Raw genomic sequence first — 24,116 nt, forward strand, 5'->3', positions numbered from 1 at the left:
GGCGCCACCCCCCCCCCCCCCCGAACACCCCACACCCCCGGCCGCCCCCCCGCCGGCCCGCGCCGCGCCCGGCGTCGGACGGCGGTCCCGCTCAGCGCTCGGCGAGCGCCTTCTCGGCGTACGCCCAGAGCGCGTCCGCGGCCACCGGGTCGACCGCGTGGTCCGCGACGCCGTCCGAGGCATCGGGGCCACCGGGAACCACCTCCATCTCCTGGTTGTCGACGAAGTACCGGCCCCCGATGCCCTCAAGCAGGGGCGACGCCGCGAGCAGGACCGTGGTCGACGCACCCTGGGCGGGCGTCTTGTAGTAGTCCGGCACCACGAGGTTGCCCGCCTCGTCCATCCCGCCGAGCGCGCGCATCGTGTCGTCGTCGAGGTGGCGCTGGAGATTGGTGTGGATGTAGCCGGGGTTGAGGGCGTTGGCGGTGATTCCGTCCGCCGCCCACCGCCGGGTGATGCCCACCGCCAGCAGGACGTCCGCCGTCTTCGACTGCCCGTACGCCGTCCACCGGTCGTACGGCCGCCGCTCGAAGTGGGGATCCGCTGCGTCGAACGGGGCGCTCAGGTGTGCTCCGGAGCTGACCAGCACGACCCGCGCCGCGCCCGCCGCCCGCAGGTTGTCGCGCACTCCGACGGCCAGCGCGAAGTGCCCCAGGTAGTTGGTCGCGAGCTGGAGCTCCCAGCCCTGGGCCGAGAGCTGACGGGTCGGCAGCGCCATGATGCCGGCGTTGGCGACCAGCGCGTCGAGCGGGCCGTCCCAGGCCGCGACGAACGCGTCGACCGATGACAGATCGGCGAGGTCGAGCGCGGCCGACCGGACGCTTCCCCGCGCGGCGTCGCCGGCGAACTCCTCGACGATCCCCGCGGCCCGATCCGGGTCACGGACCGCTACCGTGACCTGCGCGCCGGCGCCGGCCAGTGCGCGAACCGTCTCGACACCGATGCCCGAGGCGCCGCCGGTGACGATCATCCGACGCCCGGTCAGGTCCACGCCGTCGAGGATCTCGGCGGCGGTGGTGCGGGCGGTGAATCCGGTGGTGAGGCGTGCGTGCGCTGTCATGTCCACCACGCTATGCAAGCTCACCCTGGACTGCCTATAGTCATAAGTCCTTCATACTTTCGCGAGCGTCCAGGACGGTGCGGATGGACCCACTCGAAGACGTGCTGGCACTGCTCGGTGCCACCGCGCACCTGTCCGCCGGTCTCGTCGCGGGTGGGCGCTGGGCGGTCCGGTTCGACCCGCCGGCCGGCGCCAAGTTCAACGCCATCCGACGCGGCAGCTGCCACCTGCTCATCGAGGGCGAGGCCGAACCGATCGCCCTCACCGAGGGCGACTGCTACCTGTTGACCCGGCCGGTGTCGTACACGCTCTTCAGCGATCCCGACGTACCGACCCAGCCGGCGTACCCGATCTTCGCCGCCGCCGGCGACGGCGTGGCACACGTCGGCGAGGGTGCCGACATGTTCCTCATCGGCGGCGCGTTCTCCCTGGGCGACAGGGGTCGCAGCCTCCTGCTGGACGGCCTTCCGCCGGTCATCCACGTGCCGGCCGACGCTCCCGAGGCCGCCACCATCCGGTGGGCCCTCGACCAGATCGACATCGAGCTGCGGCGGCCTCAGCTCGGGTCGCGGCTCGTCGCGGAACACCTGGCGCTCGTCCTGCTGATCCAGGTCCTGCGGGTGCACCTCGCCCGCGACCCGCAGCACACCTCCGGTTGGCTGGCCGGGCTCGCCGACCCGGTGGTCGCCCCCGCTCTGCGGGCGATGCACGCCCGGCCCGCGCAGCAGTGGACGGTGGATGCCATCGCCCGCAGCGCCGCCGTCTCCCGCTCGACGCTCGCCGCCCGCTTCCGGAAGGTCGTCGGCGTCGGTCCGCTGGAATACCTCACCGGATGGCGGATCGAACTCGCGGCGGACCGCATCCGGCACGGCTCCGACTCCGTCGCGGCCATCGCCCGAGCCGTCGGATACGGCTCGGAGAGCGCCCTCAGCGTGGCCTTCAAACGGGTCACCGGCGTCTCACCACGCGCCTACCGCCACAAGGTGGCCGGGAGCGTTCCGGGCGGGTAGGTGACGTGGCAAGCGCCGACCGGGGGCGACCCCGGGCGATTGGGCGCGTCCCGGCCGGGTAGACCCCGGTCCGCCACGCCGGTGGCGGGCCACCCACGGGCCGATCGCCGGCACCGGGCGGTCGGGGTGTCTCGGGGGGCGGTGGCGGATGGATCAGCGCGGATGAGCGGCCCCCACACCGCCTCCGACATCGTGGAGCTGCGGGTGCACGGCGTCTCCGGCGCGAGCACCGAGCAGGTGCTGGGCCTGGCGCGGACGGTGCAGGTCGCGGGCGACCAGATGGGCGGCTTCGTCCGGGTCCGGCCGAGCTGGGCGACCCCCGAGGCGCGCGGTGTGACGCTGGAGGCGTACCGCTGGGGCGACCTACCCTCCGGAACCGTCGCCCGCACCCTGGCGCTGGTGCTGCTACTGCCGTTCCTGCTGGTCAACGTGGCGATCTGGATGCGGCCGGCGAACCCCCGCTCGGAGAGCGTGGTCAAGTCCCTCTGCCGGGTGCTGGCACTCACCCTCACCGTGCTGTACGTGCTCGCCATCGCCGGCGTCGCCCTCGACCTGCTCGCCTGGCACTGCCTGAACTCGCCCCGCTGCCTGGCCGGCCGCAGCTGGTTGTCCTGGTTCAGCGGTCAGCCCGTCGGGCGACGACTGGCGGTGTTCGCGCTGGTCCCGGCCGCCGCGATCGGCCTGGTGTGGCGGCTCAGCAACCGGCCCGGACGGTCGTTCGAGGCGTTCCGCGCGCCCGACGAGGAGGTCGCCGGGCATCGGCTCAGCACGGTCGGCACGTGGGACGCGGAACCCCTGGTGGGGCGGCTGCGATCCGTGCACGTCGCCGCGGCGTTCGGGACGTTGAGTCTCGTCCTGCTCACCGCCCGCGCCGCGCGCGGCGTCTCGGTCGCCACGATCGCGTTGGCGGTGGTCACCGGCGTGGTCCTGGCGGCCTGCGTGGCGCTGCTCTGCACGCCGGCGCTGATCGACCGGTCCCCCACCGACCGGCGGCTCGACACGATCACCACCGCCCTGCGCACGACCGCGATGGTCCTGGCCGTCGTGGTCGCCGCCCACGTGGCGACCAGCCCGGCCGGCTGGCGCGAGGACGCCGCACTGCCCGGCTACGACAGGACGCTGGTCTGGCTGTTCGCCACCCAGACGATCCTGCTGGCCGCCCTCGGCGTGTTCCTGCTCTGGCGGCGCAGGGGCAGCCCTCTGTTCGGGCTGGGAGCGCTGGTCATCGCGGCCGCGGGGATCAGCACGGCGGTGGGGTACTCGGCCGAGCTGGTCTACCGGGTGGCGGACTACCTCGACCGCGACCTGCCGACCGGGGAGGGCATCGCGTCGGGTCCGCCCCGGGCGTACACCTGGGCGATCTTCGGTTTTCTCCGCACCGCGCTGGTCACGGCGCTCGTCGCCGTGCTGGTCGTCACGGTCTCCCGCTCCGGACGTCGCCGCCGTGCGGCGGCGATCGTCACACGCGACTACCCGGACGCGCCGACGGAGGCCCGCCCGCGGCTGCGACAGGTACGCGACGCGGTGGCGCGGGCCAGCTTCACCGAACGTCTGGTGCTGCTGGGCGTGATCTTCGGTTGTCTCGCCGGGGTCGGCTCCGCCAGCACCACCCTCGGCCTGTTGGGCGTGTTTCCGGGCGACGTCGTCGAGCGGTTCACCCGGTTGCCGGCGGGCGCGGTCACCTTCAGCATCGCGTTCACCAGTTGGGTGAAGGCGGTGGGCCTTCTCGGCCTGGTGCTCGCCGGTATCTTCGCCTACCGCACCACCAGCTTCCGGCGGCACATCGGTGTCATCTGGGACCTCGGCACCTTCTGGCCCCGGGCCGCCCACCCGTTCGCGCCGCCCTGCTACGCCGAACGGGCCGTGCCGGAGCTGACGCGGCGGATCACCTACCTGGTGGAGCGCGGGGACCGCGTGCTGCTCTCCGGGCACAGCCACGGCTCGGTCCTGCTCGCCGCCGCGGTGCTCCAGTTGCCATCCCGGATCGGCGGCCGGGTCGCGCTGCTCACGCACGGGTCACCGCTGCGCCGGCTCTACGCACGACTCTTCCCCGCCTACCTCGACGACGCGGTGCTGCACGAGATCGGCAACCGGGTGGGCTGGCGGTGGGTCAACCTCTGGCGGGACACCGACCCGATCGGCGGGCGCGTCTTTCCCGACCGGGGACCCGAGGCGTCCGCCGGTGACCCGGCCGCCGCGGTGGATCGCCGGGAGGTCGACCCCAGCGATGTGGTGACCCCGCCCGGCGACAGCGTTCCGCCGCCGATCCTCGGGCACTGGCCGGCCGAGTCCGACGAGCGGTTCGCGGCGGCGGTGCGGGAGTTGGCGCACCGCCTGCGGCGCACGCCACCGGAGTGAGGCGGTGGCTACCTCGCCGCTCGGGCACGCCACCCGTCGAGGCGGGTGGCGGCGATGCGGGCGCCATCGTCCGGAACGAGCGAGCGCTCGGTCAGCGTGGCGCCGAAGTAACGCGCCCCGGGGTCGGACACGACCGAACGGGAGTCGTGCCGGGTGGCGAGGACGGACCGTCCCAGCTCGTCGAGACGGAACTGTTCCGGGCCGGCGATCTCGACGACGCCGTTCGTCGGCGCGTCGAGCGCGACAGCGGTCACCTCGGACGCGACGTCGTCCGCCGCCATGGGTTGGATGAGCACCGGCGCCAGCCGCGCCGTGTCGCCGTCCGTGGCGGCGTCGACGATGCCCGGGAGGAACTCGAAGAACTGGGTGGCGTGGACCAGCGTGTACGGCAGACCGGACGCGGCGACGAGTTTCTCCTGTGCGACCTTCGCCCGCATGTACCCGCTCTCCGGGAGCCGGTCGGAACCCACGATCGAGAGCACGACGTAGTGCCGCACCCCGGCGGTGGCGGCGGCGGCGAGGAGATTCCGGGTCGACGTCTCGAAGAACTCCCGGACGGCGGTGTCCTCGAACGACGGGGAGTTCGACGTGTCGACGACGACAGCGGCGCCGTCGAGCGCCTCGGCCACCCCCTCGCCGGTGAGGGTGTTCACACCGGTCTTCGGGGATGCCGCCACCGCCTCGTGGCCCTGCCCGCCGAGGTTCTGGACGACCTTAAAGCCGATGAGACCGCTCCCGCCGATGACGACGATCTTCATGATCGGACCACTTCCGGTGTGCCGAATCGCCTGACGAACCCAGCCTACGGAGCGCGCCGGACCGGCGCGGTTGACATCGCGACCCATGATTGTGGTCGCCGCCCCGCGAATCCTGGAGGTCGACGTGGCCGCTGTGTCCCATCCGGTGTTCGCGCGGGTCTACGAGCGACTCAGCGTCGCCATGGACCGTGCCGGCACCGCCGAATTCCGCCGTGACCTGGCCGCTGGCCTGAGTGGCCGGGTGATCGAGGTCGGCGCCGGCAACGGACGCATGTTCCCCCACTACCCCCGCGCCGTGACCGAGGTCGTCGCGGTCGAACCGGAACGTCGCCTGCGTGCCGCCGCCGTCCGCGCGGCCGCGGGCGCACCGGTGCCGGTCACGGTCGTCGACGGCCTGGCCGAGGCGCTTCCCGCCGCCGACGGCGAGTTCGACGCGGCAGTGGTCGCGCTGGTGCTGTGCACCGTGCCCGACCAGGCGGCAGCGCTCGCTGAGATCCACCGCGTGCTGCGCCCCGGCGGGCAGCTGCGCTTCTTCGAGCACGTCGCGGCCGAGGAAACCAGCCGCCTGCGCCGGGTCCAGCGGCTGTCCGACGCCACGCTGTGGCCGAAGCTGTTCGCCGGCTGCCACACCGGCCGCGACACCACGGCCGCCATCGCGGCGGCGGGGTTCGCCGTCGAGGAGCTGCGACGCTTCCGGTTCCCGACCGGCAGCTCCAGCCCCTCCTCGCCGTGCGTCGTGGGCCGGGCGACCCGGGTCGACAAGCGGGCGGCCTGAGCGCGCTCACCGGGGCGGCAGGCTCGACAGCCAGTCGTCCAGGGCCGCGGGGTGCGTGAACAGGAGAACCGGCGGGCCGGCCGGATCGGCCTGCCAGGCGCGCATCCGCCGCCGTGCGCGCCCGAACGCGGCGACGTGCCAGAGCAGGATCGAGTCCCGGGACAGCACGCTGCCGACTGATTCACGGTTGCCGTTGCAGATCACCTCGCCCGTGCCCAGGCGGCGCAGCGTACGACGCAGCAGACGCCCGAACGAACGCCACCGCGGGTAGTCCAGGGCCACCACCAGGTCGGCGCGCGCCAGCGGTACGTCCCGCCACCCGTGGTACGCGCCGTCGAGGATCCAGGCGTCCCGGCGGCAGATCTCCTCGATCCGGCTGCGCTGCTGGGCGACCGGCACCTCGACCCAGCCCGGCAGCCACAGCAGGTCGTCCACCGGATACCACGGCACGCCGAGGCGCTGCGCCAACCGCGCGGCCAGAGTGGACTTGCCCGCGCCGTACACCCCGTAGACCAGGATGCGACGCGGTGCGGCCATCGCGGCAGCGTACGCCGGCCGACGACTACGTAGTCGGGTGGGCAAATCTACGTAGCGGCTGCGGACGTCCAACCACCCGACTCGCGGCTGCAATGGACACATGACCAGCAACGAGGCCGCGAAGGCCAGCAACCCGGACAGCGCCGAGGCGATCGCCCGGCCCACCACCGCACCGACCACACCGCCGCAACGAACCACCCCGGACGAGGCTCCGGCCCGGGCGGACGTCGCCCCACCGGCCCCGCCGCCGGTCCGGGCCCCCGCGCCGGCCCGCGAGGCCGAGCAGGCGCAGCGCGCCGACGGTCCGCCCGCCACGGCGACGCCGCCGGCCAAGGGTGACGCCCAGGCGGCACCGGCCACGCCGACGGCGACACCGCCGACGACCATCACCGCCGACACCGTCGCCGCCCGGGCCGTCGTGCTCGACGGCGCCGACAACGCTCTCGTCCTCACCAACTTCACGACCCGCGCGTACACGATCGGGATGAACGGCGGCACCAGCACCATCAGCCTGGCGAACGACAAGCGCGCCTACACGACAGTTCTGGACGGGCAGAACGGCAACCTGTGGGCCGCCAACAACGTCAACAGCCGGAGCCTGAGCGCCAACCAGGTCGACCTGGACGGGCCGGGCAACCACGTGAAGTTCTGTCACAGCAAGACCCGCACGTACACCATCGGCATCGACGGCGAGCACAGCTCGATGTCCTTCGCCCACCCGGACACCCGGCAGTACCGGCTGCTGCTCAACGGCACCACGGGCGACGTGTGGGCCGCCAACAACGTGAACAGCCCCAGTGTCACGGCGACCAACGTGTCCGCGACCAACGCGGTCAACTCCAAGGTCGTCGCGGCGAACGAGGTCGACCTCGACGGCGCCAACAACCACATCAAGTTCTGCCACAGCAAGACGCGCACCTACACGGTCGCGATCAGCGGTGACCAGAGTTCGATGTCCTTCGCCAACCCGGACACCCGGGCGTACACGGTGGTCATCGACGGGGTGCACGGCGACATCTCGCTCAGCAACGCCGACCTGGCCGAGGAGTTCGACGTCGCGGCCGGTCACCTGCCGTCGGCGATCCCGGGGGCGGTGCTCGTGATCGGCGAGACCGGCGCGTTGGAACTGGCCGACAAGCCGTACGACACGGCGGTGGCCGGCGTGGTCTCCGGCGCCGGCAGCTTCGCGCCGGCGATGGTGCTGGACCGGCGACCGGACAGCGAGCAGCGTCGCCCGCTGGCCCTGGCCGGCAAGGTCTACTGCCTGGTCGACGCGGCGCACGGCGCGGTGCGCCCCGGCGACCTGCTGACCACCTCCCCCACCCGGGGACACGCCATGCGGGTGGCCGACCCGCTCAAGGCGGTCGGGGCGATCCTGGGCAAGGCGCTCGGGCCGCTGCCGACCGGTCGGGCACTGGTGCCGATCATGGTGACCACGTCATGAACAGCCTGCGTCAGAAGGCCGGGAAGTACCTACGGTTCGAGGCGCCTCTGACGGTGCGGGAGGTCGGCACGGAACTCGGCCACCCCACCGGCTCCACCCGCCGGCTGCTCGTACAGCTCGAACAGACGTCGAGCGAGTGGTTCTCCGGGAGCCTGCTGCCCTCCAGCGTCAAGGGTTCGGCGTGGCTGCGGCTGTTCAGCGACGGCGGCTACATGTTCGACGGGCACGTGCACGAGAACGGCGCCGTCACGCACAACTGGTCGCTGGTCGCCACGCCGGGCTTCGTGGACGATGACCGCAACGCCTTCGTCTTCTCCGCGAGCGGCAAGGTGTCCGACAACCACAGCAGCGACGACTTCGCCGAGCACGGGCAGGACCCGCGGATCGCGCAGTACTGGGATCAGCTCAGCACGGCCAGCGTGAACTTCCGGCTGAGCGTGTCGATGAATGTGGCAGAGCTGATCGGCAACATCCTGAAGTGGATTCCGGTGGTGATCTTCGGCGCGGTGGTCGCCGGGTGGGTCGCGTTCTTCGGCCAGCCGGGCAAGGTCCACGCGTACAAGGACGAGAACGGGACCACCCACTTCTGGAAGTCGAGGGAGTGAGGTCATGGCCAGCGTCCGTACCGCCGCCGGCCGGTACCTCGACATCCGTGCGCCGCTGACGCTGCGTCAGGTGGGCGCGCAGGTCGGGCATCCGGCCGGGTCGACAAGGGTGGCGATGGACCGGCTGGAACAGGAGTGGACCGAGACGTTCTCCGGCAGCCTGCTGCCGTCGAGCGTGAAGGGCACAGCCTGGCTGCGGATGGCCAGCGACGGCCACTACTGGTTCCAGGGGCACGTACACGAGAACGGCTTCCTCAGCCACAGCTGGAGTTTCGCCGCCGGCCCGAACGTCGTGGACCAGCACAAGCAGGTGTTCGTGGCCGTCGCCACCGGCCGGGTGACCGACGATCACAGCAGCGACGACTTCAGCATCACCGGCCAGGACCCGCGCATCGCCGAGTTGTGGGAGCAGATCCGGTACGCGCCGGTCAGCTTCCGGCTCGACGTCACGGCCAACTTCGCCGAGGTCGCCAAGAAGGTCGGCATCGGCATCCTGACCGGATTGGGCTTCACGTTCCTGGTCGGCAGCATCAACGTCCTCGGCGCCAAGGGCGCGGACTGCCGTGAGGACTCCAACGGCCGGGTCACCTGCTACACGAAGAACTCCTAGGGGCGGTGGCCGGGGCGCACGTCGCGCCCCGGCCACCGCCGGTGGCCTCAGCCCGCCGGCCGTAAGGCGTCCGACAGGTCCCGCCGGGAGGTCACCGCCAGCTTGCGGTAGGCCCGTCCCAGATGTGTCTGCACGGTACGCACCGACAGCACCAACGCCTCGGCGATCTCCCGGTCGGACAGGCCCCGGGCGGCGAGCCCGGCGATCTGCCGCTCGCGCGCGGTCAGCCCCGCCACCCTCGCGGGGTCGTCCCGCACCGCCGATCGCAGCCGGGCACGCAGGTCGACGGCGAGCCGGACGGTGTCGGTGACCCCGGCCCGCCGGCCGACCTCGCCGGCCACCTTCAGCGCCTCGCCGGTCATGTTCATGTCCACCAGGCGGTGCGCGTGCTCCAGGATCACGGTGGGATCGCGTCCGGCCAGCGCGATCACCGCCCGGCCGGCGGCCACGAGCCGCTCGGCGTCCACGTGGACGAGAGCCTCGGCGATGCGGTCCGCGTAACGGGCCGGACCGGCGACCGGATCCAGGTGCGCGGCGTAGATGAGATAGCCCAGTTCCACCAACCAACTCCCGGAGGCGTGCGCGACCACGATCGCCTCGTCCATCAGCTCGCCCGCCCGAGCGCGCCGACCGGTCGCCGCGGCGACCGCCGCCAGCGCCCACGGGCGCAGCCCCGGGACCAGCGCGACCGCGTCGACGGGGTGCTCCCGTAGCACCGACTCCGCCTCGTCCGGGCGGCCGTCCTCGGCCAGCGTGACGGCCAGCCAGCCGGTTGCCTCGGCGCGGAACATGCCGTTGCCGCCGGCCTGTTGGGCGACGGCGTCCCGGAGCCGGCTGATGGCGCCCGCTCGATCCCCGCTGACCCGCTGGGCGTACCCGTCGAAGAGGGGCCAGGCGGTGGGGGACAGACCGGAGACGAGCGGGTCCGGGGGCAGCGGCCACCGACCGGTGGCCGGGTCGGTGACCGGACCGGTCGGGGTGGGCTGACGCCACAGCTCGGCCAGGGCCAGCGCCGCCCCGGCCATGCCACGGATCTGCGGCATGGCCGACGAGCCGGACCGCTCGACCGCCTCGACCACCGTGCGGCCCACCCGTACCGCCTCTTCCGTGCGGCCGGCCAGCACCAGCGCCACGACCGACGCCAACATGACCCGAAGCCGCGCGCCGCGCGGGAGTGACTCGCCCAGGAGCTGACGGGCGCTCGCCAGCGCCCCCGCCGACTCGCCGCTGAACAGCTGGACCAGCACGCCGAGCGCGGCCAACTCCGCCCGGCCGGCAGAGTCACCGGCCGCATCGGCTTCCGCGCGCAGTCGTCGCAGGTCGTCGTACGCCTGTCGGGGCTCCCGCCCGACCCAGAGGCGGTGCGCGGCCAGGGCCACCCCCACCGTCACCCGGGCGGTCGGGTCACCGGCCGCGTCGGCGTCCCGGGCGGCGGTCCGCAGCGTCTCGTACGCCTCGACGGCGCGGCCCTGCTCGGCGAGGGCGGCGCTGAGCGCGACCGCCGCCGACGCCCCACCACCCTCCTGCCACGCTCGCCGGGCCAACTGTTCCGAGGCCTCCGGGTCGGCGTACAGGCACAGGCCGGCAGACCGCACCAGCTCCGGCGGGTCAACCGGTTGCCCGGCGTGCACCGCCCAGAGCGCGCGGGCCACCGCGTGCGAGCCGCGCGGCGTGGCCTGCCGTGCGCCGGTCAGCAGCGTGGCGGCGATGCGGCGACGCCGGGCGGGTGACATGCGTCGGCGTACCGCCGCGCCGAGCATCGGATCGCGCAACCGCACCAGGACCTCGTCGCCGCGCTGCTCGCTGCGCAGCATACCGAGCTGTTCGAGGTCGGCGAGCAGCTCCGCCGACGCGGCGGCCTCCGCGACGGGCAGCGGCAGCGGCCCGCCGAGCGCCATCGCGGCCAGCGCCTCCTCACCGGGGCGGCCGACCTGGTCCAGCTCCCGGTCGAGCAGGTCCGTCAGCTGTGCGGGCACCGCCAGGCCGGCGCGCCAGCGCCACTGGTCGCTGTCGCGGGCCAGCGAACCGACCTCCTGCCCGTGGTCGAGCAACGCCACCGCCAGATGTGGCAGTCCGCCGGTCCACTGCCACAGCAGGTGGGTGGTGGAGCGGCTGACCGGACCTGCCAACCGCTCCGCCGCCAGCGCGCCGACCTCGGCCTCGGTCAGGGCGGGCACCACCAGTCGGGACAGTCCGACGTCCTTCCACAGCGCGACGACGGCGTCGGGCACCGGGACCCCCGACCGGACGGTGAGCAGGGCCCGGACCGCTCGGGCCTGCACGAGGCCGAGCAGCACACCGGCGGACGGCCCGTCGAGCAGGTGGGCGTCGTCGACGACCAGGACGGGCGTGCGGGCCGGGCCGCACCGCTCGACGAGGCTGGTCAGCACGGTGCTGTGCACCAGGGCCGGGTGCAGGGCGGGGTGACCGCCCGCGAGGAGTCGACCGAGCGCGCCGAAGGGCACCTCCTTGCTCGCCTCGGTGGCGGTGATCCACACCGTGGCGAACAGTCGCGGCGGCAGGTCGGCGACCACCGCGCGAGCGAGGGCCGTGCGACCCACCCCCGCCGGACCGATCAGGACGGCGCCATCGGCCCGCACCAGCGCGGCGCGGGCCTCGGCGAGCGTGCCGTCACGCCCTGTCAGCATTCCCGGATGATGACGGGCGAGCCGCGTCCCGGGCCATCACCCATCCGACAGATGACGGACAGCGTCAATCGGTGCGAGGCCGACGGTGTCCACCGCTCACGATAACCAGTTGCCGTGCGCCACGGACGTCGCCACAGTGGTGCCCATGACGTACTGACGGACACCACCTGAGGACCGCGCCGAGGCCATTTCACGCCGCCCGGCGCCGTACCGCCGTCCGTCCACTTGCGACTCAGCGAGAAATGAGCGTCGTTGTCCGAGCACCACTCCCCTGGGGAGTCCCTGTCCCTGTCCACCCCCGCCACCGTCACCGTGTTCGCGTCCGCCGCGAGCTGGATCGAGTCCGCCGCGCTCGACCAGTGCCGGCAGGTGGCGGCCCTCGACGGCATGGTCCACGTCGCCGGCATGCCGGACCTGCACCCGGGCAAGGGCGCCCCGATCGGCGCGGCCATGGCGTCGACGGTCCTGTACCCGTTCCTGGTCGGCTCCGACATCGGCTGCGGTATCGCCGTCTTCCCGATTCGACTCCGGCGCGTCGTACCCGAGCGGCTGGCCGCCCGGTTCCCCGACCTCGACCGCGCGCTGGACCCGGAGCGGGACGCCGACGACCCCGCCTGGGCCGTCCTCGCGGGTGACGTTCCCGCCGGCCACCTGGACGGGCTCGGTACGGTCGGCCGCGGCAACCACTTCGTGGAGCTGGCCCGCGTCGACACCGTCTTCGCGCCGGAGCACGCCGACCGCCTCGGGCTGGCAACCGGTGACCTCGTCCTGGTCGTGCACAGCGGTTCGCGGGGCCTGGGTGAGCGGATCCTGCGGACGCACACCGAGACGCACGGGGCGGGCCCCGCACCCGACCCGGCCGCCTACCTGACCCGACACGACGAGGCGGTGCGCTGGGGCTCGCTCAACCGGCGGCTGCTGGCCGCCCGGGTCGCGTACGCCCTGGGGGCCGAACCGACCGAGCCGGTCGTCGACCAGTGCCACAACCTGGTCGAGGTGCGCGACGGCGTCTACCTGCACCGCAAGGGAGCGGCGCCGGGTGACGGTCGCGATGTGCTCGTCGCCGGTACGCGGGGCACCGCGTCGTACCTGGTGGCCGCCCACGCCGGGGCGGACGCCAACCACTCGGTGGCGCACGGCGCGGGTCGCAAGATGTCCCGCGCCGACGCGCTGCGCCGGGGCCGGGCCAAGCACACGGTCGAGGAGCTACGGCGTACCCCGGTGGGTTCGCTGGTGGTGTGCGGCGACCGGCAGTTGCTCTTCGAGGAGGCGCCCACCGCGTACAAGCGGATCGAGCAGGTGATCGGCGATCTCGTCGCCCACCAGCTCGCCACGCCGGTGGCCACCACGATCCCCCTGGTCACCTACAAGACGCCGGATGTCGGGGCCGCGCCTCGCTCGGACCGGCGGGATCAGCGTCGCGGGCGGGGTCGGTCGTGAGCCAGGCTCTGTTGCTGTCCGCCGGCCGTGGGCCGCGGGAGTGCGGGTGGGCGCTGGCCCACCTGCTGCGCCGTCTGGAGGGTGACGCCACCCGGCAGGGCGTGGCGGTCCAGCGGGTCCACGTGGTGCCCGGCGACCGGCCCGGCACCTACCGGTCGGCGCTGATCCGGCTGTCCGGCGTCGACGTCGAGGCGTTCGCCGCCTCCTGGACGGGGACGTTGTGCTGGCAGGCGCCCAGCCCCTACCGGACGAGCGCGGGTCGAAAGAACTGGTACGTGACGGCGCAACCGCCGCCGAGCGACGTTCCCCCGACGACGTTCGCCGAGGCCGACGTCGAGATCGTCGGCTGCCGCACCGGCGGTCCCGGCGGCCAGCACCGGAACAAGGCCAGCACGGCGGTACGCGCCACCCACCGCCCGTCGGGTCTCGTCGTCGTGGTGGACGACGAGCGGCAGTTCAGTCAGAACCGGCGCATCGCTCTGGAACTGCTGCGCCAGCGTGTCGAGCGGGGCGACGAGGTGGCCCGCCGCGCGGTCACCACAGCCAGGTGGCGCATCCACGACGACCTCGTGCGGGGCGATCCGACCCGCGTCGAACGCCCGGCGCCGACCTCGACGCCGGGTCGACGGCGGCGCGGACGGGCGGCCGCCGGCCACTGACAGCGGCGCGCTGGCGAGGGGTTGCAGGCGTGTCGGAGGACGTCGTATGTTAACGATCACATCGATGGGCTCGAATGAAATGCTCGCGCTCGCCGCCGCAGAAAGGTCGCCGACCGTGCCTCTGACCCGACGCGCGTTCACCCTGGGCGCGCTGTCCACCGCCGCTGCCGCCACCGGCGCGCTGAGCCTGCCCCGCACCGCCCTCGCCGCGCCGAACACCTCCTACGTCATGGCCTACTTCACCGAGTCGCCGCAGGGCCTGGGAGCGGACTACGGACTGCACCTCGCGGTCAGCCGTGACGGTCTCAACTGGACGCCGCTGAACCAGAACAACCCCGTCGTCACGCCGACCGCCGGGCAGTTGGGTCTGCGGGACCCGTTCGTCTTCCGCAAGCAGGACGGCGCCTTCGTGGTGCTGGCCACCGACCTCAAGGGCACCAACTGGAACCAGACCAGCCAGTACCTGCACGTGTGGGACTCGACCGACCTGACCAGCTTCACCGGCTACCGCCGGATCCGGATGCACACCCTGAACACCCACACCTGGGCGCCGACCGCCTTCTGGGACGCGGCGCGCGGCCAGTACGCCATCGTCTACTCGGCGAACAACGGCCAGGACGTCCTCCTGGTCAACTACACCAGCGACTTCCGGACGGTCAGCTCGCCGCAGGTGTTCTTCAGTCCGGGCTTCGGGGTCCTCGACGGCGACGTCGTCGTCGACGGCGGCACCACCTACCTGTACTACAAGAACCTCGCCAACGGGAACCTGTACGGCGCCCGGTCCAGCACCGCCGCCCCGAACAGCTTCACCACGTACACCTCGGGACTGCTGCAGGGCAGCGGCATCGAGGCGCCGCTGCTGGTCAAGGCGGTCGACGGTAGCGGCTGGCGGTTGTGGGGCGACTCGTACAGCCCGGTCAACAACGACTTCTACGCCTGGTCGACCACCGCCATCGGCGGCAACTCCTGGACGCCGCTGAACCAGCGCGACTACACGCCGCCGTTGAACTCGAAGCACGGGTCGATGACCGGCATCACCGACGCGGAGTACGCCGGTCTCGTCGCGCGGTGGGGTACGCCGAACTGGGTCCGACTGAAGTCCTCCAACCTGCCGGACCGCTATGTGCGGCACTACAACTACGTGGCCCGCGTCGACACGTACCCGTTCGACCCGTACCAGGACCAGTTGTGGCGGATGGTTCCCGGCCTCGCCGACTCGGCCGGGGTGTCGTTCGAGTCGGTGAACAAGCCCGGGTACTTCCTGCGCCACTACAACTACGAGGTACGGCTGGAAGTCACCGACAACACCTCGGTGTTCCGGGCCGACGCGACCTTCTACCGCACCGCCGGGCTGGCCGACGCGTCCTGGACGTCGTTCCGCTCCTACAACTACCCGACCCGCTACCTCCGGCACTACAACTACCTGCTGCGCATCGACCCGCTGAGCGCCAGCTCGGGTGCCACGGACCGGCAGGACGCCACCTTCCGGATCACCTCGTGACGCGAGCCGGACCGGATGGCACCCGCCACACGGCCCGGCCTCACACCTCGAGGACCGCGTCGGCGAACGCCCGCGGCGCCTCCTGGGGCAGGTTGTGCCCGACGCCGCCACCGACGGTCCGGTGCTCGTACCGGCCGGAGAACTGCTTGCCGTAGACGCTGGCGTCCAGGTGGGGCGCGCCGTTGGCGTCACCCTCCAGGGTGATGCTGGGCACCGTGATCTTCGGCTTGCCGGCGAGGCGCTTCTCCACCTCGGCGTACTGCGGTTCACCCTCGGCCAGGGCCAGCCGCCACCGATAGTTGTGGATCACGATGTCGACGTGGTCGGGATTGTCGAACGCCGCCGCGCTGCGGTCGAACGTCGCGTCGTCGAACGTCCATTTCGGCGATGCCGTCTGCCAGATGAGCCGGGCGAAGTCGCGGCGGTTGCGGTCGTACCCCTGCCGGCCGCGCTCGGTGGCGAAGTAGTACTGGTACCACCAGGAGAACTCGGCCTTCGGCGGCAGCGGCACCCGGCCCGACTCCTGACCGTCGATCAGGTAACCGCTCACCGACACCAGACCCGCACAGCGCTCGGGCCACAACGCGGCCACGACGTCGGCCGTACGCGCTCCCCAGTCGAATCCGGCGAGTTTCGCGCTGTCGATGCCCAGGGCGTCCATGAGGGCGACGAGGTCGAGCCCCATGGCGGCCGGCTCACCGTTGCGCACGGCGTCGTCGACGAGGAACCGGGTCGTGCCGTAACCCCGCAGGTACGGCACGACGACCCGGTGGCCGGCGTCGGTGAGCAGCGGCACGACCTCGGCGAAGCTGTGGATGTCGTACGGCCAGCCGTGCAGCAGGATCACGGGCGGCCCGTCCGGCGGGCCGGCATCGACGTACCCGACGTTCAGGACCCCGGCGTCGATCTGTCGTACGTCGTCGAACACCGCCATGGCCGGTACCCTTCATCGGTTGGTCAAGCCTGGGGGCCGCGCCCGGAGTGCGCCCACCCTGGGGAGAGCGTACGAAGCCCCGAGCCGCCCGGCGGCGCGTTGGGCAAGGACACCGGGGCCCGGCCGGCGGATGGTTAAGATGCGCCGCCGTACGCCGTCGGCCCCCACCCAGGTCCGATGCTGGTCGTAGGGTGGTGACATGGCTGAGCGATCCCTGACCCTGATGGCGGTGCACGCGCACCCCGACGACGAGGCGACGAGCACCGGTGGCGTCCTCGCCCGGTACGCCGCCGAGGGTGTCACCACGGTCCTCGTGACCTGTACGGACGGGCGGTGCGGCGACGGGCCGGGCGGGGTCAAGCCCGGCGAGCCCGGTCACGACCCGGCCGCCGTCGTGGCGATGCGTCAGGCCGAGCTGGAGGTCAGCGCGGCCACCTTGGGAATCACCCACCTGGAGACGCTCGGCTACGCCGACTCCGGGATGATGGGCTGGTCGACGAACGACCAGCCCGGCTCCTTCTGGACGACGCCGGTGGCGCAGGCCGCGGACCGGCTCGCGGAGCTGATCCGCCGGTACCGGCCGGACGTCGTCGTCACCTACGACGAGAACGGCTTCTACGGCCACCCCGACCACATCCAGGCGCACCGCATCACCATGGCCGCCGTGGCGCAGACCGACGTCCCCGCGAAGGTCTACTGGACCACCGTGCCCCGCACGGCGTTCGAGGAGTTCGGCCGGGTCATGAAGGAACTTGGCGTCGAGTGGGCCGACCCGGACGAGTCGTCGGACATGCCGGAGCTGGGTCTCCCCGACGACGAGATCACCACCTGGGTCGACACCCGCGCCCACGGTGCGCAGAAGTTCGCGGCCCTGGCCGCGCACGCCAGCCAGACCGAGAACATCTTCTTCCTCCAGCTCGGCCAGGAGCGGTTCACCGAGTTGATGGGCATGGAGACCTTCGTCCGGGTGCGGGACACCACCGACGCGCCCGTTCCCGAGGACGACCTCTTCGCAGGCCTGCGCTGACGCCGCCCCCGCCTGCCCGCCACGGCGCGTGAAAGGAAGGGCCCCCTGTTAGCAGACGTCTGTTAACAGGGGGCCCTTCCTTTCACCAACGGTTAGGACGCCGTGGCCGACTGTCCGCTGCGACGGTCCCGCTCCGGGTCCTCCCCGGGGCGGGACGTCAGCACCCGGGGACCGGACTCGGTGACCGCGATGGTGTGCTCGGAGTGGGCCGAGCGCGAACCGTCCGAGGATCGGATCGTCCAGCCGTCCTGGTCAAATTTGATCTTGTCGGTGGTCCGGCACAACCACGGCTCGATCGCGAGCGTCAGGCCGGGTTTGAGTGTCATGCCCCGGCCGGGACGGCCGTTGTTGGGCACGTGCGGGGCCTCGTGCATGGTGCGACCGATGCCGTGCCCACCGAACTCGTTGTTGACCCGATAGCCGTAGCGGTGGGCGACCTCGCCGATGGCGGCGGAGATGTCGCCGAGCTGGTTGCCCGGTCGGGCGGCGTCGACGCCGGCCTTCAGCGCGACCTCGGTGGCCTCGATCAGCTTCAGGTCGGCCGGGGCGGGAGCGCCGACGACGAACGACAGCGCCGAGTCGGCGGCCCAGCCGTCGATCTCGACCGCCATGTCGATGCTCAGCAGGTCACCGTCGCGCAGGAGGTAGTCGTGCGGCAGGCCGTGCAGCACCGCGTCGTTGACCGAGAGGCACAGGACGTTACGGAAGGGCCCACGACCGAACGACGGCGTGTAGTCCCAATAGCACGATTCGGCGCCACGCTCGGCGATGCGGCGGCGGGCGTGGTGCTCGATCTCCATCAGGTTGACGCCGACAGCGGCCACCGTCCGCAGCTCGGCCAGCAGTTCGCCGACGAACTGGCCGGTCACGGCCATCCGGTCGATCTCCGCGGCAGACTTCAGCTCGATCACGACAAACCCTCCCCATCCGGTGCGGTATATTTATACCACGCCGTGCGGGCGTCCGGCGGGTCGACATTGCCGGCCTCCAGGGGCGGAACTATCCTGCTCACATGGTTCGGCCACCGCTCACACCGGAGCAGATCGCCGCGGGGCAACGCCTTGGCGCGGCGCTGCGGGTCGCGCGGGGCGGCCGCAGTCTCGCCGAGGTCGCCCTCGCCGCCGGCATGTCACCGGAGACCCTGCGCAAGATCGAGGTGGGTCGGCTCCCGGCGCCCGCCTTCGGCACCGTGGTCTGCCTCAGCGAGGTCCTCGGTGTCGCGCTCAGCGACCTCGCCGACGTGTGGCTCGCCGACCCGCGGGTCCGCGAGGCGTCCTGAGCGCTCGGCCAGGGCACGCTCGCGGCCACGCGCCGCGCGGAACACCCGGACCGGCACCTCGCTCGCTCGCTGAACAGGGGCAGCGGCGCCCAGAACCGACCGACGGTCGGAAAAGCCACCGATAGCCGTCTATGGACAGGGCCGCCTGTTAACGCTAACGTAACGACGGCCGTCGATAACTGACCGTCACCGGTGCCTCTCAACTGCTGGCCCCGGCCGCGGTCTACGTCGTTCGCGGCGCGGGCGGGCGGAGCGTGGCCGACACGGGACGGCCCGAGCTCACCACCGGGCGACCCGTGCCGAGGGCCGGACGACGGATGCCTGACCAGCGGCGCCCGCAGGTCGGCATCACCTCGATCGGCCGGAGCCGTGCCGTCGATCGGCCTTCCCACAATCGCTCCAGGCCACAGCCACCGCCGTCACCGCGACCCCGGGCCGGGTCGCGGGCGGCGACCGCCCCACCGCGTACCCGTCGCGCCCGGCCCGCCGACCCCACCGTCCGCGCGGTCAATCCCGCGCCGGACGGTTCCGGCGACGCCGTACGCGCCCGCGGACCGGGCCCCGTCCCGTCGTCCCCCTGCTCAGAGTCCGGGCCCGAGCAGGGTGAACGGGGCGGGGCCCGCACACCGCCAACTCCCACCCTTGAGGAGAGAACGTGCGAACCCAAGACATCCGACATCGGCGACCGGCGCTCGTCGCCGCGGCCGCCACCCTCGTGCTCGTCGGCGCCGCCGCCGCTCAGACGGGCGCCTCGGCGGCCGCCGCCGGCTGCCAGGTCACCTACGCGGTCAACTCCCAGTGGCAGGACGGCTTCGGCGCCAACGTCACCATCACCAACGTGGGCGACGCCATCAACGGATGGCGGCTGAACTGGAACTTCGCCGCCGGCCAGACCGTCACCCAGCTCTGGAACGGCAGCTTCACCCAGGCCGGCGCCCAGGTGAGCGTCACCAACGCCGCCTACAACGGCAGCATCGGAACCAACGGCAGCACCAGCTTCGGCTTCAACGGCAGTTGGACCGGCAGCAACCCGACGCCGACCTCCTTCGCCCTCAACGGCGTCACCTGCAACGGCGTGGTGGACCCGACGACGCCCCCGCCCACCACGCCCCCGCCCACCACGCCGCCTCCGACGACGCCGCCACCCACCACACCACCGCCCACCACGCCGCCGCCCACCACTCCCCCACCGAGCACGACGCTGCCCTGCGACATCTACGCGGCGGGCGGCACGCCCTGCGTCGCGGCGCACAGCACCACCCGCGCCCTGTACGCCTCCTACAACGGCTCGCTCTACCAGGTACGCCGATCCTCGGACAACACCACCCGTGCCATCGGCGTCCTCAGCGCGGGCGGACGCGCCAACTCCGCCACCCAGGACAGCTTCTGCGCGAACACCACGTGCGTCATCACGGTCATCTACGACCAGTCGGGGCGTGGCAACAACCTCGGCTACCAGGGGGCCGGCGGCATCGGTGGCGCCGTACAACCGGCGGTCGCGACCAGGGAGTCGTTGACGGTCGGCGGGAACAAGGTCTACTCGCTCTACATCAACGGCAACAGCAGCTACTGGCGGGACGGTCACCTGACCGGCATCCCGACCGGCGCCGCGCCCGAGGGCATGTACATGGTGACCAGCGGCACCCACGTCAACAGCGGCTGCTGCTTCGACTACGGCAACAGCGAGACCACCCGCCGGGCCGACGGCGCGGGCGCGATGGACGCAATCTACTTCGGCACCAGTTGCTGGTTCGGTGGCTGCTCCGGCTCCGGCCCCTGGGTGCAGGCCGACCTGGAGTACGGCCTCTACCCCGGCGGCAGCAGCTCCTGGAACAGCAACCAGCGGGCCTTCACCAGCAAGTTCGTCACCGCCACCCTGAAGAACAACGGCACCTCACGCTTCGCCATCAAGGGCAGCAACGCCCAGTCCGGCGGCCTTTACACCCTCTATGACGGGTCGCTGCCACGCGGGTACAGCCCGATGAGGAAGCAGGGCGCGATCATCCTCGGCAGCGGCGGGGACTGCTGCATCGACAACTCCAACCAGAGCGTCGGTACGTTCTACGAGGGCGCGATGGTGGCGGGCTACCCGTCCGACGCGGCCGAGAACGCGGTGCAGGCGAACATCGTCGCCGCCGGCTACCGCTGAGAGCGCGTGACCGCCGCCCCGCGACGCGACGGCGGCGGTCACGAAGGTCCGCGCACGCCGTGTGGCCCGACCCGGGAACGTCCCGGGCCGGGCCACACCGGTGGTTCAGGCCGCGTTCCGGCTCACCACCATCGGGTACGCCTCAACCGCGCGTCCACTTCTGACCGTTGCCGCCGTTGCAGGTCGCGAGCACCACCTGGGTGCTGTTGGCGGTTCCACCGGCGTTCGGCGCGAGGCACAGTCCGGACTGCACACCGGTGACGGAGCCGTCCGTGTTGAGGTTCCACTGCTGGTTCGCGCCCCCGGTGCAGTCCCAGATGATCACCCGCGTGCCCGCCGTCGTCGCGGCGCCCTCGGCGTCCAGGCACTTCGTCCCGTACACCTGGAGTTGCCGGCCCGCCGTCGAGGCCCACTGCTGGTTCGCGCCGCCGTTGCAGTCCCACAACGCGACCTGGGTACCGTTCGTGCGCGACTGCGCCGGGACGTCCAGGCAGCGGCCGGCGGCGGAGTTGCGCAACGCCCCGGTCGTGCCGCCCGGGGGCGGCGTCGTCGGAGGTGTCGTCGTCGGAGGCGTCGTGCCGCTGGTGGTGTCGAAGCCGAGGAACCGGATCGCCTGCGCGGCGTCGAACGGGATGGAGTGGCCGTACCCCTGGAAGCTGATCGCCTCGACCGGCGCGGTGCCGCCGGTGCCGCCGTAACGCGTCCTGGTGGCGCTGGTCTGCGGGTAGTCGGTGTAGCTGGGGGTCTGGGACACGCCCTGCACGTTGGTCCACTGCTTGATCTGCTCGCCGAAGTTGACGTAGCTCAGCGTGGTGTCCGTGGTGCCGTGCCAGATCTGGAAGCGGGGACGCTTGCCGGTGTAGCCGGGGTACGCGTTGCGCACCAGATCGCCCCACTGCTGCGGGGTCTTCACGATCCGCCCGCCGGAGCACTCGCTGTTCCACTCCGCGCCGTTGGTGGTCGCGAAGCAACCGAACGGAACGCCCGAGGAGCTGACGCCGGCGTTGAACAGGTCGGGGTAGAGGCCGACCATCACGTTGGTCATCATGGCGCCGGAGGAGAAGCCGGCCACACCGATGCGGTCCGGGTCGACCGGGTAGCGACTCCGGACGTAGTCGACCATCGACTTGAGGCCGACCGGGTCGCTGCCGCCGTCGCGGCGCAGGGCCTGCGGGGAGGAGACGTCCCAGCACTTGCTGCTCCGGGTCACGGACGGGTAGATGACGATGTAGCCGTAGCGGTCGGCCAGCGAGCTGAGCCCGAAGCCGGTGTGCACGGCCGGGCCGCTGCCGGTGCAGTAGTGCAGGGCGAGCAGGAGAGCCGGACGCGCCGCTACCCGGTCCGGCACGTACAGGTGCATCTGCAGGTTCGTCGGGTTCGTGCCGAAGTTGGTTACCTGGGTGAGGGTCGCGGCCGACGCCGGGGTGGCGACCGTGACCACGGCCGTCATCGTCGCCAGCGCCGTCGCCAACGCGGCGGCCAGCAGTGCGAACCTTGTTCTCATGGGCGGATCCCTCTCGGTCGGTGGCAGCGTTGGTGGCGCGCGGGAAGGACGTTCGGGACGACGCCCTCGCGGGCGCGCGACATCTGCCGCGCGTCGCCGGCGGCTGGTGACAGGTGCTGATGGCGACGTCCGCTTGCCCGGAGGGGACGTCCGGATGGTGCGGGCCCGAAGCGGATGGCTCGCCCGGTGAGCCGTGGGTGCGGTCGCCTCGACATCGACTGTGAGCGATAACATGCCGTTCGTCAAGCCGTAACGGAGGACGCCGACGAAGCCCGCCCGGGGAGAACCGGACCGGGTCCGATCCCGCGCGGCGACACCAATCGGCGGCAGGCATCATGTCGGCGTGAACTCAACCCTGGCCGCTCTGCTCGGCTCCGCGATCACCGCCTGCGCCTCACTCCTGGTCGTGTGGACGCACAGCCGGGTCAAGCGACGCCAACGCGAGCGGGCCGAGCTTCAGCGGGCGTACGTCCTGGTCCTGTCCGGCGCGCTCCGCCTCGCCCACAAGGTCGAGGCGCTGCGGCAGACCCGGTACTGGCGGTCGGGGCTGCCCGAGGCGGGCAACGACCTGCTCGGCGGGCACAAGCCGCTGGGGCCGATGGGGCTGCACGACTGGCTGGCCCGGGACATGGTCACCGTGGAGGCCGCGTGGTCGGAGATCTGGACGCGTGGGGACCAGGACGGCATCGCGCTCGCCAACGGGCTGATGACCGCGTACAACGCCGTGCTGGCGGCCGCGTTGCAGGCCAGCGGGAGGGAGCCGTTCGAGGCGTCCGACGAGATGACGACCGGGATCCGCCGCCTCGGTGAGGCACGTCGGCAACTCGCCCTGCACGCCCGCCGGGCCGCCAAGCTGGGTCCGCGCGACGTCGACCTGTTCACCGAGCGGGAGTACGGCGTACCGGTGGGCTGATGTCGGGCTGGGCGTCGGCCGGAGGTGCCGACGCCGGCAGCGCCAGCTGGACGACGCCGAGCATCGCCGCCGCCACCACAGCGTCGAGCCAGTAGTGGTTGCCGGTGGCCACGACGACGAGCATGGTGACGAGCGGATGGGTCAGCCACAGCCACCGTAGGCGTCCACGGGTCACCGAAACGAGCGCGACGGCGACGGCCAGCGCCCACCCGACGTGCAGGGACGGCATGGCCGCGTACTGGTTGCTGAGCGCGTCGGTGTCGGGCGGCCCGTAGACGGAGGGCCCGTACCGGCTGCCGGTGTCCACCAAGGCCGTCAGCGCGGTCAGCCGGGGCGGCGCCAGCGGGACCACGACGTGCACTGCCAGGGCCGCCGCGGTGAGCACGGCGAGCGTACGGCGGGTGCGCAGGTAGCGCGCCGGGTGCCGCAGGTAGAGCCAGACCAGGGTGACGGCCGTGGCCGGGAAGTGCACGTACGCGTAGTAGCCGTTGGCCAGGTGCGCCAGCAGGGTGTGCGAGAGCACGGGGTGCTGGACGACGGCCTCGTCGGGCAGGCGCAGCAGCCGCTCCAGATGCCAGACGGACTCGCCGTTGGCCAGCGCCGTGGCCACCCGACCGGCCACCACCATCCGCGCCCCCTTGTAGAGGAGGAACAGCGTGGCGACCAGCAGCAGCTCCCGCACGGCCCGGCGCGCCGGAGCGGCCCGCCGGCCGGGCGTGACCGGCCTCGACGCCGTCAGCTCGGCGATTCCCACAGGCGTCTCGATTCGGTCGTAGGGCCTGTTTCACCGGGGCGGTCGAGCCGAGGCGGGGCCTGGACGACGATCCGGCAAGGCCCCGCCGCCGGGCGGCGGCCCGTCCCCCCCGCAGGCCGGCCACTCCATGTGAAAAACGCCCACGGATCAG

General features: G+C 72.3%; 21 protein-coding genes. 13 read left to right on the top strand and 8 right to left on the bottom strand.

Annotation, left to right across the window (positions count from 1 at the left end; genetic code table 11):
- Nucleotides 1-91: 91 nt before the first annotated feature.
- Nucleotides 92-1,060, bottom strand: coding sequence for an SDR family NAD(P)-dependent oxidoreductase (locus AB0J36_RS32490; protein ID WP_357120429.1), 969 nt, complete (start codon nucleotides 1,058-1,060; stop codon nucleotides 92-94).
- A gap of 83 nt (nucleotides 1,061-1,143) precedes the next feature.
- Between AB0J36_RS32490 and AB0J36_RS32495 the strand changes: the two genes are divergently transcribed.
- Together AB0J36_RS32495 and AB0J36_RS32500 are read left to right on the top strand one after the other, a co-directional pair.
- Nucleotides 1,144-2,070: an AraC family transcriptional regulator gene (locus tag AB0J36_RS32495; protein ID WP_357120432.1), complete on the top strand. Its 927-nt coding sequence runs from the start codon at nucleotides 1,144-1,146 to the stop codon at nucleotides 2,068-2,070.
- A gap of 162 nt (nucleotides 2,071-2,232) precedes the next feature.
- On the top strand, nucleotides 2,233-4,428 hold the full coding sequence (locus tag AB0J36_RS32500; protein WP_357396645.1) for a hypothetical protein: 2,196 nt from the start codon (nucleotides 2,233-2,235) through the stop codon (nucleotides 4,426-4,428).
- Between the two features lie 8 nt (nucleotides 4,429-4,436).
- Here the strand turns inward: AB0J36_RS32500 and AB0J36_RS32505 are convergent, their stop codons facing one another.
- The gene (locus AB0J36_RS32505; protein WP_357120438.1) at nucleotides 4,437-5,186 is read right to left on the bottom strand and encodes an SDR family oxidoreductase; all 750 of its coding nucleotides are present in this window, start codon (nucleotides 5,184-5,186) and stop codon (nucleotides 4,437-4,439) included.
- 85 nt (nucleotides 5,187-5,271) lie between these two features.
- On the opposite strand from AB0J36_RS32505, the gene AB0J36_RS32510 reads away from it, so the two are divergent.
- Nucleotides 5,272-5,961 (top strand): class I SAM-dependent methyltransferase, encoded by a 690-nt coding sequence (locus AB0J36_RS32510; protein ID WP_363661522.1) that lies wholly within the window; start codon nucleotides 5,272-5,274, stop codon nucleotides 5,959-5,961.
- A gap of 6 nt (nucleotides 5,962-5,967) precedes the next feature.
- Here the strand turns inward: AB0J36_RS32510 and AB0J36_RS32515 are convergent, their stop codons facing one another.
- The gene (locus AB0J36_RS32515; RefSeq protein ID WP_357396638.1) at nucleotides 5,968-6,498 is read right to left on the bottom strand and encodes an adenylate kinase; all 531 of its coding nucleotides are present in this window, start codon (nucleotides 6,496-6,498) and stop codon (nucleotides 5,968-5,970) included.
- A 100-nt stretch (nucleotides 6,499-6,598) separates the two neighbouring features.
- Here AB0J36_RS32515 and AB0J36_RS32520 point away from each other — a divergent pair, with 100 nt between their 5' ends.
- From AB0J36_RS32520 to AB0J36_RS32530, 3 genes are read left to right on the top strand one after another with little or no spacing between them, the layout of a single operon-like run.
- Nucleotides 6,599-7,942 (top strand): hypothetical protein, encoded by a 1,344-nt coding sequence (locus AB0J36_RS32520; protein ID WP_357120447.1) that lies wholly within the window; start codon nucleotides 6,599-6,601, stop codon nucleotides 7,940-7,942.
- A complete protein-coding gene (locus AB0J36_RS32525; RefSeq protein ID WP_363661523.1) occupies nucleotides 7,939-8,547 on the top strand; it encodes a hypothetical protein in 609 nt (202 codons plus the stop codon). Before AB0J36_RS32520 ends, AB0J36_RS32525 begins: the two co-directional genes overlap by 4 nt.
- A 4-nt stretch (nucleotides 8,548-8,551) precedes the next feature.
- The gene (locus tag AB0J36_RS32530) at nucleotides 8,552-9,157 is read left to right on the top strand and encodes a hypothetical protein (protein ID WP_357120450.1); all 606 of its coding nucleotides are present in this window, start codon (nucleotides 8,552-8,554) and stop codon (nucleotides 9,155-9,157) included.
- 47 nt (nucleotides 9,158-9,204) lie between these two features.
- On the opposite strand, the gene AB0J36_RS32535 is transcribed toward AB0J36_RS32530, so the two are convergent.
- Nucleotides 9,205-11,805 carry a LuxR C-terminal-related transcriptional regulator gene (locus AB0J36_RS32535; protein ID WP_363661524.1) on the bottom strand — a complete coding sequence of 867 codons (2,601 nt, stop codon included), beginning with the start codon at nucleotides 11,803-11,805 and terminating at the stop codon, nucleotides 9,205-9,207.
- A 252-nt stretch (nucleotides 11,806-12,057) separates the two neighbouring features.
- Between AB0J36_RS32535 and AB0J36_RS32540 the strand changes: the two genes are divergently transcribed.
- From AB0J36_RS32540 to AB0J36_RS32550, 3 genes are all read left to right on the top strand, one after another.
- Nucleotides 12,058-13,245 (top strand): RNA ligase RtcB family protein, encoded by a 1,188-nt coding sequence (locus tag AB0J36_RS32540; RefSeq protein WP_357120456.1) that lies wholly within the window; start codon nucleotides 12,058-12,060, stop codon nucleotides 13,243-13,245.
- On the top strand, nucleotides 13,242-13,904 hold the full coding sequence (prfH, locus tag AB0J36_RS32545) for a peptide chain release factor H (RefSeq protein WP_357171497.1): 663 nt from the start codon (nucleotides 13,242-13,244) through the stop codon (nucleotides 13,902-13,904). Before AB0J36_RS32540 ends, prfH begins: the two co-directional genes overlap by 4 nt.
- Before the next feature lie 115 nt (nucleotides 13,905-14,019).
- Nucleotides 14,020-15,405 (top strand): glycoside hydrolase family 43 protein, encoded by a 1,386-nt coding sequence (locus AB0J36_RS32550; protein WP_357120462.1) that lies wholly within the window; start codon nucleotides 14,020-14,022, stop codon nucleotides 15,403-15,405.
- A 40-nt stretch (nucleotides 15,406-15,445) separates the two neighbouring features.
- Here AB0J36_RS32550 and AB0J36_RS32555 read toward each other — a convergent pair whose 3' ends face one another.
- Nucleotides 15,446-16,339: an alpha/beta hydrolase gene (locus tag AB0J36_RS32555; RefSeq protein ID WP_357120465.1), complete on the bottom strand. Its 894-nt coding sequence runs from the start codon at nucleotides 16,337-16,339 to the stop codon at nucleotides 15,446-15,448.
- Between the two features lie 199 nt (nucleotides 16,340-16,538).
- Between AB0J36_RS32555 and AB0J36_RS32560 the strand changes: the two genes are divergently transcribed.
- Nucleotides 16,539-17,366, top strand: coding sequence for a PIG-L family deacetylase (locus AB0J36_RS32560; RefSeq protein WP_357171494.1), 828 nt, complete (start codon nucleotides 16,539-16,541; stop codon nucleotides 17,364-17,366).
- A gap of 92 nt (nucleotides 17,367-17,458) precedes the next feature.
- Here AB0J36_RS32560 and map read toward each other — a convergent pair whose 3' ends face one another.
- Nucleotides 17,459-18,277 (bottom strand): type I methionyl aminopeptidase, encoded by an 819-nt coding sequence (gene map / locus AB0J36_RS32565; protein ID WP_357120471.1) that lies wholly within the window; start codon nucleotides 18,275-18,277, stop codon nucleotides 17,459-17,461.
- 101 nt (nucleotides 18,278-18,378) lie between these two features.
- Here map and AB0J36_RS32570 point away from each other — a divergent pair, with 101 nt between their 5' ends.
- Both AB0J36_RS32570 and AB0J36_RS32575 read left to right on the top strand, forming a co-directional pair.
- Complete coding sequence (locus AB0J36_RS32570) at nucleotides 18,379-18,645, top strand: helix-turn-helix transcriptional regulator (RefSeq protein WP_357120474.1); 267 nt, start codon at nucleotides 18,379-18,381, stop codon at nucleotides 18,643-18,645.
- A 655-nt stretch (nucleotides 18,646-19,300) separates the two neighbouring features.
- On the top strand, nucleotides 19,301-20,794 hold the full coding sequence (locus tag AB0J36_RS32575; RefSeq protein WP_357396629.1) for an arabinofuranosidase catalytic domain-containing protein: 1,494 nt from the start codon (nucleotides 19,301-19,303) through the stop codon (nucleotides 20,792-20,794).
- A gap of 142 nt (nucleotides 20,795-20,936) precedes the next feature.
- Here the strand turns inward: AB0J36_RS32575 and AB0J36_RS32580 are convergent, their stop codons facing one another.
- The gene (locus tag AB0J36_RS32580; protein WP_357120480.1) at nucleotides 20,937-22,298 is read right to left on the bottom strand and encodes a PHB depolymerase family esterase; all 1,362 of its coding nucleotides are present in this window, start codon (nucleotides 22,296-22,298) and stop codon (nucleotides 20,937-20,939) included.
- Between the two features lie 343 nt (nucleotides 22,299-22,641).
- Between AB0J36_RS32580 and AB0J36_RS32585 the strand changes: the two genes are divergently transcribed.
- Entirely contained in the window at nucleotides 22,642-23,211 is a 570-nt protein-coding gene (locus AB0J36_RS32585; RefSeq protein ID WP_357120483.1) for a hypothetical protein, read from the top strand.
- On the opposite strand, the gene AB0J36_RS32590 is transcribed toward AB0J36_RS32585, so the two are convergent.
- Nucleotides 23,177-23,965, bottom strand: coding sequence for a phosphatase PAP2 family protein (locus AB0J36_RS32590; RefSeq protein ID WP_357120486.1), 789 nt, complete (start codon nucleotides 23,963-23,965; stop codon nucleotides 23,177-23,179). The genes AB0J36_RS32585 and AB0J36_RS32590 overlap by 35 nt on opposite strands.
- Nucleotides 23,966-24,116: the final 151 nt, after the last annotated feature.

Origin of the sequence: Micromonospora sp. NPDC049662 (genome assembly GCF_040675055.1) — a bacterium.
Lineage (GTDB): Bacteria > Actinomycetota > Actinomycetes > Mycobacteriales > Micromonosporaceae > Micromonospora.